Annotated in this window: 10 protein-coding genes; 6 read left to right on the top strand and 4 right to left on the bottom strand. The window is 39.5% G+C overall.

Annotated elements, in window-relative coordinates:
• The 5 genes from VLB74_RS07895 to VLB74_RS07875 all read left to right on the top strand — a co-directional run.
• Nucleotides 1–291 (top strand): glycosyltransferase (locus VLB74_RS07895; protein ID WP_325202908.1); only part of this gene is annotated, 291 nt, incomplete at its 5' end.
• 66 nt (nt 292–357) lie between these two features.
• Entirely contained in the window at nt 358–1,470 is a 1,113-nt protein-coding gene (locus VLB74_RS07890) for a DUF1972 domain-containing protein (protein ID WP_325202907.1), read from the top strand.
• Nucleotides 1,427–2,722, top strand: a complete 1,296-nt coding sequence (locus VLB74_RS07885; RefSeq protein ID WP_325202906.1) for an O-antigen ligase family protein — start codon at nt 1,427–1,429, stop codon at nt 2,720–2,722. Before VLB74_RS07890 ends, VLB74_RS07885 begins: the two co-directional genes overlap by 44 nt.
• A complete protein-coding gene (locus VLB74_RS07880) occupies nt 2,722–3,705 on the top strand; it encodes a UDP-glucuronic acid decarboxylase family protein (RefSeq protein WP_325202905.1) in 984 nt (327 codons plus the stop codon). The genes VLB74_RS07885 and VLB74_RS07880 overlap by 1 nt, the downstream gene beginning before the upstream one ends.
• Nucleotides 3,706–5,073 carry an undecaprenyl-phosphate glucose phosphotransferase gene (locus VLB74_RS07875; RefSeq protein ID WP_325202904.1) on the top strand — a complete coding sequence of 456 codons (1,368 nt, stop codon included), beginning with the start codon at nt 3,706–3,708 and terminating at the stop codon, nt 5,071–5,073.
• Here VLB74_RS07875 and VLB74_RS07870 read toward each other — a convergent pair.
• Genes VLB74_RS07870 through VLB74_RS07860 form a run of 3 tightly spaced genes read right to left on the bottom strand, consistent with a single transcriptional unit; the run spans nt 5,070 to nt 8,640 of the window.
• A complete protein-coding gene (locus VLB74_RS07870; protein WP_325202903.1) occupies nt 5,070–6,320 on the bottom strand; it encodes a glycosyltransferase family 4 protein in 1,251 nt (416 codons plus the stop codon). The genes VLB74_RS07875 and VLB74_RS07870 overlap by 4 nt on opposite strands.
• Nucleotides 6,236–7,327 (bottom strand): non-hydrolyzing UDP-N-acetylglucosamine 2-epimerase, encoded by a 1,092-nt coding sequence (gene wecB, locus VLB74_RS07865; RefSeq protein ID WP_325202911.1) that lies wholly within the window; start codon nt 7,325–7,327, stop codon nt 6,236–6,238. The genes VLB74_RS07870 and wecB overlap by 85 nt, the downstream gene beginning before the upstream one ends.
• Nucleotides 7,328–7,329: 2 nt before the next feature.
• Nucleotides 7,330–8,640 (bottom strand): phenylacetate--CoA ligase family protein, encoded by a 1,311-nt coding sequence (locus VLB74_RS07860; protein WP_325202902.1) that lies wholly within the window; start codon nt 8,638–8,640, stop codon nt 7,330–7,332.
• A gap of 113 nt (nt 8,641–8,753) precedes the next feature.
• On the opposite strand from VLB74_RS07860, the gene purD reads away from it, so the two are divergent.
• Complete coding sequence (gene purD, locus VLB74_RS07855) at nt 8,754–10,025, top strand: phosphoribosylamine--glycine ligase (protein ID WP_325202910.1); 1,272 nt, start codon at nt 8,754–8,756, stop codon at nt 10,023–10,025.
• 90 nt (nt 10,026–10,115) lie between these two features.
• Here purD and VLB74_RS07850 read toward each other — a convergent pair whose 3' ends face one another.
• Nucleotides 10,116–11,381, bottom strand: coding sequence for a BamA/TamA family outer membrane protein (locus VLB74_RS07850; protein ID WP_325202901.1), 1,266 nt, complete (start codon nt 11,379–11,381; stop codon nt 10,116–10,118).
• Between the last annotated feature and the right edge of the window lie 104 nt (nt 11,382–11,485).

Raw genomic sequence — 11,485 nt, 5'->3', positions numbered from 1 at the left:
GGATTGGTGGCTTTAGAAGCAATGCTGGCTGCAAAACCAGTAGTGGGAGCGAATCACGGCGGTCTGAAAGAAATACTGGTGAACAAAGAAACAGGTATTTTGTTCGAGCCTAACAACCGTGAAGATTTAATTCATTCACTCGAAGAACTAATCGTCAATGAAGATAAAAGAATCGCTTTAGGAAGGCAAGGTTTTCAAAGAGCCATTACGGAATTTTCCCTTGATAACTACGTCACTAAAATACAGGAAGTCTGCCTGAAACAAATCCCATATACACAGACAGTGAATTAAAAGCGGTTTTATCAGCTTGTTTCCTAAAAATTCCTATTTTTGGGTACTTATTAAGGAAACGTTTTCATGAAGATTGCCATATTAGGGACAAGAGGTGTGCCCAATTATTACGGAGGATTTGAACAGTTCGCCGAATTTTTCTCGGTTTATCTTGCCGATAAAGGACATGAGGTATATTGTTATAACTCACACGATCATCCCTATCAGGAAAAAACTTTTCACGGTGTAAATATCATCCACCAGTACGATCCGGAATACAAATACGGTACTTTCGGGCAATTCATTTATGACTATAACTGTATCATGGATTCCCGTAAACGCGGGTTTGACATTATTCTTCAGTTGGGTTATACCAGTAATTCCATTTGGTTTTTCCTGTTGCCTAAAACACCGATTATCATTACCAATATGGACGGATTGGAATGGAAGCGTTCCAAATATTCCTGGCCGGTGCAACAGTTTCTAAAGGTGGCTGAATGGCTCGCAGCTGTTTCCAGCGATTATCTGGTAGCGGATTCTTTGGGAATACAGTCTTTTTTGAAAAAAACCTATAAAAAAGAATCGACCTATATTGCCTATGGAGCTCACCCCTTCGATTCTCCGGATGAAACTGTTCTGGACGAATACAAAGTGGAGCAGGGGAAATACAATATGATCATGGCCCGTTTCGAACCCGAAAACAACCTGGACATGGTGTTGGAAGGAGTTTCGTTATGTGAAGATAAAACGCCTATCTTGGTCATAGGAAAACACAATACAAAATATGGCGAATATTTGAAGAATAAATTTAGATATTTTCCACACGTACGTTTCATGGGAGGAATTTATAACTTAGAGCATTTGAATAGTTTAAGGTATTATTCCAAACTTTATTTTCATGGACATTCCGTGGGCGGGACCAACCCTTCTTTACTGGAAGCAATGGCTTCTCAAGCCCTGATTGCAGCACACAATAATGATTTCAACAGAGGTGTGCTGAAAGAAAACGCCTTTTATTTTTCGGATCCGGATGAAGTGAAGCATTTGCTGCAGACCATAGACAGGAAAGAAAACCAAAAGAAGATTGAAAACAACTATGAAGCGATTAAAAAGGATTTTAACTGGGAAAAAATAAATGGCGACTATCTCCAACTTTTTGAAGATTGTTATAAGCGACATAAAGCAACAGGTAAAGGATAATTATTTATTTCTTCCACTACTTTTAGTTCTCATTACAATCCCGATGCGTTATGCTTACAACAGCATAACCACTGGCATTTTTATTGGGGTTTCCATCTTGGTTTTCAAAAAAAAGCATTTCAGGTTGGAAAAAAATCTGATTGTTCCCATTGTATTTTATCTTCTGATGCTTGCCTCATTGATTTGGACAACCGATGAACCGGAAACCAAATCGGCTCTTTTTAAAACCCTTCCGTTCTTATTATTGCCGGCATGTTTTATGATCAATAAACCGTTATCGCAAGTCCAAACACAAAAAATTATCCGATATTACGGTTATGCCTTTGTTCTTTTTGCGGTTTTTTATCTTGTAAGGGCGTTTGTGAGCTATTGCATCACCAAAGAGAGTTCAGTCTTTTTTTACCATGGTCTGGTAACGGAAGATGTCAATGCGATTCATGTTTCGGTATATATGGTGCTGGCCTATTTTTCGTTTATGATTGAGCCATCGAAAACAATTCTGGAAAAAGTGTCAATGCTGCTTCTTACAGGTGTAATTGTATTGTTGTCTTCCAAGAACGTATTGATCGTATTCCTAATTTTAAACCTTGTTTATTTCTTTTACCGCTTTGAAAGTAAAAATAAAATGAAACTCCTGATTTTTGGCGCAGGAATCGGACTGATGCTTTCACTCGCTTTTTTTCAAAAAATTAAAAGCCGATTTGAAATCGAATTTTCCTCTAACATCAACGAAAACACGATCAACGAAGATATTGTCGACCCCAATGCACTGGTTGTAAAAAACATCTCCGTTTTTGAAGCATGGAATGACGATACATTCAACAGAAACGATTTTTTCCCCGGAACCGCCTTACGTGTTTACCAATTCAGGATTTTTTTGGAGATGATGAAGACCGATGGTGCTTATCTGACGGGTTACGGATTAAATGCCACCAAACATAAAATCCGCGAAAAACGTATTGAGCATAATTTGTATGAAGGTTATGATGAGTTTAATTTCCATAATCAATACGTTCAGTTTTTTGCCGAACTGGGAATTTTAGGCTTCCTGTTGCTCCTGACAATGGTCGTGATTACCCTTAAAAAAGCATTGGAGAACAAAGATTTTGTGCATATTTCTTTTGCAGTTCTAATGATAAGCTTATTTTTGACGGAATCGTTTTTGAGCCGACAACGTGGAATTGTCTTTTTTGTAGCCTTTTACTGTTTTTTCAATGCTGCGAAAGCGATTCCATCCAAAACAGAAGATTAATGAAGAGAATACTGATCACTGGGGCAGCCGGCTTTTTAGGCTCCCATTTGTGCGATAGATTTATTAAAGAAGGGTATCATGTAATTGGGATGGATAACCTGATTACCGGAGCCCTGAAAAACATAGAGCACTTATTCAAATTGGAGCATTTTGAGTTTTATCACCATGATGTAACCAAATTTGTGCATGTTCCGGGAAATCTGGATTACATTCTTCATTTCGCTTCCCCGGCTTCTCCTATCGATTATCTTAAAATCCCTATTCAAACGTTAAAGGTGGGCTCCTTGGGGACTCACAATCTTTTAGGTTTGGCAAGAGTTAAGAAAGCCAGAATTCTTATAGCCTCTACATCCGAAGTATACGGTGACCCTTTGGTGCATCCTCAAACGGAAGAATATTACGGAAATGTAAATACGATAGGCCCACGTGGAGTTTATGACGAGGCAAAGCGTTTTCAGGAGTCGATTACCATGGCTTATAATACTTTCCATGGCGTTGAAACCAGAATCGTTAGGATTTTCAACACCTATGGCCCGAGAATGCGACTGAACGACGGTCGCGTAATTCCGGCCTTTATCGGTCAGGCACTTCGAGGAGAAGATTTAACTATTTTCGGAGATGGTTCTCAAACCCGTTCTTTCTGTTATGTGGATGATCAGGTGGAAGGCATCTTCCGATTACTGCATTCTGATTACCATCTGCCTGTAAATATTGGAAATCCTGATGAAATAACCATCAGGGATTTTGCTGATGAAATTATCAAGCTGACAGGCACCAATCAAAAAGTAGTCTACCATCCGTTACCGGTTAATGATCCGTTGCAACGCCAGCCTGACACCACAAAGGCAAAAGAAATTTTGGGTTGGGAAGCAAAGGTGCCACGTTCCGAAGGGATGAAAATCACGTATGAGTATTTCAAATCATTGTCTCCGGAAGAATTGGCAAAAGAAGAACACAAAGATTTTTCAGATTATATCCGATAAATGACAGCAGCCCAGAGAGGAAGATATTCAAAATATTTAAAACCCATCAGTAGTATTATTGACTTAATAGTATTGGTTGGGTTTTCGTTCATTTTCTTTAAGGATCTCAATATCAATTTTATATATTTCACTTTTTATCAGATTTTTTGCTGGTTTGTGATTGCGTATTTTTCGGGTTTTTATGAAATCTATCGGTATACCACTCCAATTCAGATTATCTCAAAAATCATTAAGCAGGCGGTAATTTTCCTATTGGTTATTATTGCTTTCTTCCCATTTTCAAAAGATGCCGTTTTCAGCGGAGAGGCTATAGGGTTATTTTCGGGGAGTGTCTTTTTCCTGATTATTAACTTCAAAGCGCTTGCCTTTTATTATTTGAAGAAATACCGAATTGTAACGGGAAGCAATTACAGAAACGCAATAATTGTTGGCTATAGTGATGAGGCAAAACGGTTAAGGGATCTTTTTAATACCAGAACTGATTTTGGATATCGATTTCTTGGTTTTTTCTCCGACAAAACACAAAATCAAGATATTAAAGGAGATTTAAGCAAGCTCGAATCTTTTCTGATAGATGAAAAAGTAGATGAGGTTTACTGTTCTTTAGGGGAATTGTCAAATGAAAAAATTAAGAATTTGGTTGAATTTGCCGATGAAAATAATATAGCGATCAAATTTATTCCGGACTCCAAGGCAATCTTCTCCAAAAATTTAAAAATTGATTACTACGAGTTGTTCCCGGTACTCTCACTGCAGAAAACCCAATTGGACGAGCCTGTTGTCAAATTTGTAAAAAGGGCTTTTGATATTTGCTTCTCCTTGCTTGTAATTGTCCTGTTTCTTTCATGGCTGACACCGATATTGGCTGTTTTAATTTTAATGGAATCGAAAGGGCCTATTTTTTTTAAGCAAAGCCGTCCCGGAATGAATGAAGAAGAATTCTTCTGTTATAAATTCCGTTCCATGAGGGTTAATACCACAACTGAAAAAGAGGCCTCCCGAAATGATCCAAGGGTGACAAAAGTTGGAAGATTTATACGAAAAACCAGTTTAGATGAAATGCCGCAATTCTTTAATGTGTTGTTTGGCGATATGTCTGTTGTAGGGCCACGTCCGCATTTATGGTCGCAAAATAAGACGTATGGCAGCCGGATTAAAAAATATATGGTACGCCATTATGTGAAACCGGGAATTACAGGTCTTGCACAGGTAAGAGGTTTCAGAGGTGAAATAGAAACCGATGAAGATATGATTAACCGAATTAAATACGATGTTTTTTATATTGAAAACTGGTCGGTTTTATTGGATTTGAAAATCATTGTTCAAACGGTTATTAATATTTTCAAAGGAGAAGAGAAAGCCTATTAAAGTTGGCTTATTTCCTCGTTTATTACTTCCATTTGTCGGTCAAACGAAAAGCGTTCCCGAGCTATTTCCTGAATCTGCTTTCTGTATTTTTCATCTGTTTTTGTAAGCTTTGAAAATACCTGGTTGAGTGTTTCGTAATCTCTCGGAGTAATAACTTCTCCCAATTGATATTCGGTTACCACCTCACCACCTTCTCCACCGGCAATATAAATAATGGGTAAGCCTATGTGTGCCATTTCAAAAATTTTGGAAGGGACGGAACCATAAATACGGTTAATCAAAGGAATTAACGCGTAATCTGCTTTTTGGGTCAGCACTTCGTGAAGCGCTGTTCGGGTTAATTCTCCATGGAAGAAGATATTTTTATCCGGATGCTCTTTAATAAATTCGATGAGTTCTGCTTTTTCTGCACCATTCCCGTAAATGTCAAGGACAACATTTTCAGGCAAACGTATATTTCGGCAAAGCACCACGATTCCTTGGGCAACACCTAATAATCCCGCATAAACCATGTGAATTTTATCGGAAACCTCATGTGATTTCTTTTCCTCTAAATGAAATTTAGGATAGTTACGATATAAGACCGTTCTTGTTTGGGTCCTTTCGTTTACATGGGTGCATATTTCTCCTGATTGTCCTAAAATCAAATCGGCGTTGCTGTAATTGTAGCGTTCGATTTTTTCCAGCATCCGATAGCTGAAATTTTCATTCATGACATTCAGTTCTTTTCCCGCCAAAGGCCATAAATCAGAAACATTCAGAATTATTTTCTTGCTTTTCAACCGACTCATTGCAACACTAAAAAACGCCACAAAGAGGGGTGGTGACTGGATGATTACTTTTTTCGGAGTTTTCGTGAATAACAGAAAAACACTCAAGGAAATTGAAAAAGAAAGCATCGAAATCAAACGAACAATCTTATTTTTGGAATTGCTCGGATATACCCATGTCCGGTAAACGGTAATTTCTTTCTCCACCGACTTGTGTTTCAGTTTTCCTTGATAACCGTCAAAAATCTTCCCGTTAGGGTAATTTGGAAGCGGACACAAAACGGAAACGTTCCAACCCTTATCGCGAAGTCCGTGAGCCAGTGTTTCAATGCGATTGGCGGCGGCTCCTGTTTCCGGGGGGTAATAGTTGGATATGATGAGTATGTCCTGCATTACAAGGGAAGGTCTAGTAGTATGCGCACAATTCGGCTGGCGGTATGACCATCCCAAAGATCCGGAATCCCAACTTTTTTCCAATTATTTTCCGATATCTTATCCAAGTTTGCTTTCAGGGCATTAAAGTCGCTGCCAACCAAAACATTGCTTCCCAAAACACAGGTTTCAGGCCTTTCGGTATTCTCTCTTAAAGTGATACAAGGAATGTGCAGATAGGTAGTTTCTTCAGTAATACCGCCAGAATCCGTAATTACTCCTGCCGCATTTTTGAGCAGGTAGATGAATTTAAGGTAAGGTTGCGGTTCGACAATTTCCAGATTCGAATACGTTTTGCCAAGTGCTTCTACAATAGGCCTTGTTCTGGGATGAATCGGAAATACTACGGTGAATTCTTTTGCGAAATCTGTGATGTTGTCCAAATAGGATTTCAGATTTTCTTTATTGTCCACGTTAGACGGACGGTGCATGGTAAGTACCAGATATTTTTTTTCCGACAAGGTCAATGTGTCAAAGAAAGTCGGTTTTTCAATGAGTTCCATATTTTTTACCAATGAGTCAATCATGATGTTCCCCACAAAGAAAATGCGATGGTCTTCAATTCCGGCTTTTTTCAGATTTTCATTGGCATAATCTGATGTCGTGAAAAAATAATCGGTAATACTGTCGGTTACCATGCGGTTGATTTCTTCTGGCATGGTTAAATCAAAGGATCGGATTCCGGCTTCAATGTGCGCAACTTTTGTATTCGCTTTTTTGGCTACTATGCTGCAGGCCATTGTAGAGGTAACATCACCTACGACAATAACCAAATCACAGGGGTTGTCCGCCAGTTCTTTTTCAAAGCCAATCATGATACCGGCCGTTTGTTCTGCTTGGGTTCCTCCGCCTACCTGAAGGTTTGCGTCCGGTTTCGGGATGTTGAGTTCCTCAAAAAAAGTGTCACTCAAATTTTTATCATAATGCTGACCGGTATGCACCAAACGGAACGAAATGGCTTTTCCTTCATTTTGTTGAAGCTGAATCTGATGGATAAGCGGCGCAATTTTCATGAAATTGGGTCTTGCTCCGGCCACTATGGTGAGTTTTATCATTATAGTTCTGATATGAATTGTTTGAGTTTGCCTCGTGCATTGCGAAGTAAACTATTTTTTCTGTTATACGAAAATTGTAATCCGGGCTCGAGGTATTTGTCAATAGCCTCCTGAATTCCTTTGATCTGTTCCGATGTCAGTTCCTCTTCGCTCACATAGTCGATTTCAAATGAATCCGTTTTGGTCTGACGTATAATGAATTCTTTTACATTGCCATCGTCTTCGATGATGCTTTTGGTAACATAGTAAAAGGTAAGTCCGGGGGATTTTTTTCCGCTCGGCAAAAGTGCTATATCGTTCGTTCTTCCGGTCAGTTGCTTCAGAATCGGTTTTTTTGGAGTGCTTTTTTCGTCTAAAATTCCGATATCGCCTATGTCATAACGGATAAAAGGATGCGCTTTGTTGTACAGTGAGGTAATCACGATACGTCCTTCCTGTCCGTTGGGAACGGGTTGGTTGTTATCGTCCAAAATTTCAACAAAAAGGGTTTCCGAATTAACCTGCCATTCGCCTTTCGGATTCTGAAATGCAATTAAATCCAGTTCGGAAGCGCCGTATTCGTTCACTACAGGAATGCCGAATTGCGTTTCCAAAAGTTCTTTGTCGGAATCAAAAAGCATTTCCGAAGTGACCATGCACACTTTTAAAGTAGGGCAGATGTCTTTCAGAAACAGGTTTTTTTTCTGCAGGAATTTGGCAAACAATACAATCGAACTGGTATAACCATTGATGTAATCGAATTTTTTGGTTCTGAAATGTTTCAGCACTTTTTCCAGAAACACATCCGATAAATCAAAAATTGGGAAACGGTATCGCAGTCCCAGAAAGTCTTTCAGGCGTTCTTTTCGATATCCGATGAAATCCAAAGGGATTCCGTAGAATCGAGCCTGAAAGGATGAATTGAAATCGATTCCGTACCATCCGAAACGGTAAATTATCGAAGCCCAGGTTAGGGCATGCGCTTCTTTATCTTTGGCAAAAACAAAAGGATCACCACTGGAGCCGGATGTCTTATTGACAAATACTGATTTTTGGGTATAGCCTTCTGAAAGCCGTTCCGTTAAAGGCCTTTGCAAATCTCTTTTGGTCAGGACCGGCAAGTTGTTCCAATCGATTTTATCTTTTTTTCCGACCAGTTCCTTGTAAAAAGTATTGTTTTCCAGATGAAAAGCCACGATTTTTTTTCGTTGTGCCTCGATGTGCGCCAAATAATCAGCTTCCGGGATGGCCAGAATTTCATCGAAAGCGGCATGTGCTTCCCTCATTGGGAAACCACTCATTTTTAGCGAAAAGTCGAATAATCGGAACACGTTCAGGGAAATTTTTTCAAAAATAATAAAACAGTATCCATAAACTATCGTTATAAACTTTTTTTTCCGTTCAAAACGGACTATTTTTGCACCCAAATCAACAACTCAACAACATGACTATTTTATTGTTAGGTTCAGGCGGAAGAGAACATGCTTTGGCTTGGAAAATGCTTCAGAGTTCTCATTGCTCAAAACTTTTCGTAGCGCCGGGAAATGCCGGAACTGCTTCTATCGCTACCAATGTTGCCATCAACCCCAATGATTTTGCGGCCGTAAAAAACCTTGTACTTTCCGAAAACATCAGAATGGTAGTGGTTGGTCCGGAAGATCCTTTGGTAAACGGTGTGTATGATTTCTTTAAAAATGATGCTGATTTAAAAAATATCCCTGTAATCGGTCCGTCAAAACACGGAGCACAATTAGAGGGAAGCAAGGAGTTTGCTAAAGAATTTTTGGTAAAGCACAACATTCCGACGGCACGTTATCAAAGTTTTACAAAAGACACCGTTGAAGCAGGTTGTGAATTCCTAACTACGCTGAATGCACCCTATGTTTTAAAAGCAGATGGTTTAGCGGCAGGAAAAGGGGTTTTAATTTTGAATGATTTAGCCGAAGCGCAGCAGGAATTAAGAAACATGTTAGTGGATGCGAAATTCGGAGATGCTTCTTCCAAAGTGGTTATCGAGGAATTTTTAGATGGAATCGAATTGAGTTGTTTCGTACTTACTGATGGAAAAAGCTATAAAATATTGCCAACTGCAAAAGATTATAAGCGAATCGGTGAAGGCGATACCGGTTTGAATACGGGTGGAATGGGAGCTGTTTCTCCGGTTCCGTTTGCGGATGCAGAATTCATGCAAAAAATTGAAGAACGCGTTGTGAAACCTACAGTCGCAGGTCTTCAAAAAGACAATATCGAATACAAAGGTTTTGTGTTCATCGGTTTGATTAAAGTGGGGAATGATCCGTTTGTAATTGAATACAATGTTCGTATGGGAGATCCTGAAACGGAAGTGGTGATGCCGCGTCTGAAATCGGATTTGGTTGAAATTTTCCAGGCGATCGCTACGCAGACTTTAGATCAGGTGGCTTTTGAAATCGACCCGAGAAGCGCCACGACCATTATGGTTGTTTCCGGCGGTTACCCTGAAGATTATGCCAAAGGCAAAGTAATTTCAGGTTTGGATAAAGTAGAGGGTTCGATTGCTTTTCACGCAGGAACCGCATTAAATGACGGAGCGATTGTGAGTAACGGCGGACGTGTTATAGCAGTAACTTCTTATGGAGATAATTTTAAGGAGGCGATTGCAAAATCGTATTCCAACATCGAGAAAATCCATTTTGATGGTATGTACTACAGAAAAGATATCGGGTTTGATTTGTAAACCGGTGTTTTTAAAATAATAAATGTAAAAAGAGCAGAAGTGATTCTGCTCTTTTTTATTGTTGTTGAATATGAAAGTCTGTAGAAATTGCTAGAAGGTCTCTCCGGCATTCAGATAAAATGCTTTGGAATCACGACCCCAGGCGTAATTCAGAACAAGATTGGTCCTTGTCGGCTTATCAAGTAAAATACGAAGCCCAATACCGCCTGCGGGCTGGATGTACTGGAACAGGTTAACGTCATTATCATGATCGCTGGCGGTCGTTAAATTTGCAAATACGGTTCCGCTGATGAGTTGATTGCAGCTGATTGGGAAACGGTATTCGGTTTCAAAATAGACCAGATCAAAACCACGGAACAGACCTTGCGTGTATCCTTTACCGGCCCTGCTGCGCTGATCCCATCCGATAGCCGGTAAATTCAGATAGGGTAGATCGCCTTGTACCAGGAATTGACCATAGGTCCAAAAACCCAGTACATGTTGTTTATTGGTTGTGCTTAAAGGGATAAAATAACGGTATTCGGCGAAAAGTACCTGGCTTTTTCGCTGTCTGTCGTTCAGACTTGGATTGAACCGGTAATTAAGGTTCGCAAACCACCCATTGTTTGGATTTATCTGATTGTCCCTCGAGTCATGCACCATGTTAAAACTCAAACCATTCACTATATATTCCTGATGGTCAAAACCGTGCCGCTGACTATAATTATAGTGTTCGGTATATGCACCTTCCTCGATTTTCAGGTTCTTGTCGTCTATATTGGTATAGATGTCAAAGGCAACCCCACCTCCCATGTAATAATCTTTTTTGAATTCCCAGGAGATTGTTTGATGAAACTTCAAATAGTCATAATCCATGGGCTGGGTAATAGCGTCCAGACTGTATCCGTCATCGGAGCTATTGGGCGGAATGATATTGGTTCCCAAACCATAATTGGACTGTGAAAAAATGTAATAACGCCAATCTCCGCTCAAAAATATGGCATTGTTTTTCAGCAATACATTATTTTTTGCATTGATCATTAGCTGGTGTTTCGTAGTGTAGGTCACACCCAGGTTGACGGTGGAATATTTGTCTTTGGGTTGATCGCCTTTAAAAGTGTATTGGGCTACAACACCATACATGAAGCCATATGCCGGTTGCGAACCGATTGTTGGTATGATAATTAAAAAGCTGTTTTTGATGGGTTTGAGGACAGTGGTGGAGTCTTTTTTTCTGAATAGATCCGGAACGGATACTATTGGGCATTTACTTACGGAATCCATGCTCGTCTGGGCTGTAGTATTGCCTATGAACAGGATCTCTATCAATAGAAAGGCACAAAGAATTTTCCAAGATTTGTTGTTTGATACTGGCATGACTGACACTTCTGTTTTTTCTGATTAATAAAATTAGACAGAAATGCCTTAAGTCTTTCAACATTATCCTTTTTATCGATAAACCGCTTTTTTTAACGGTCTTT

This window comes from Flavobacterium sp. (assembly GCF_035456225.1).
Taxonomy (GTDB): Bacteria; Bacteroidota; Bacteroidia; order Flavobacteriales; family Flavobacteriaceae; genus Flavobacterium.
This window is presented reverse-complemented; position numbering and strand designations above follow the sequence as displayed.

Coding starts and splice junctions, on each gene's coding strand:
- VLB74_RS07890 (WP_325202907.1), top strand. CDS start 358: ATGAAGATTGCCATATTAGGGACAAGAGGTGTGCCCAATTATTACGGA.
- VLB74_RS07880 (WP_325202905.1), top strand. CDS start 2,722: ATGAAGAGAATACTGATCACTGGGGCAGCCGGCTTTTTAGGCTCCCAT.
- VLB74_RS07875 (WP_325202904.1), top strand. CDS start 3,706: ATGACAGCAGCCCAGAGAGGAAGATATTCAAAATATTTAAAACCCATC.
- purD (WP_325202910.1), top strand. CDS start 8,754: ATGACTATTTTATTGTTAGGTTCAGGCGGAAGAGAACATGCTTTGGCT.
- VLB74_RS07850 (WP_325202901.1), bottom strand. CDS start 11,381: ATGCCAGTATCAAACAACAAATCTTGGAAAATTCTTTGTGCCTTTCTA.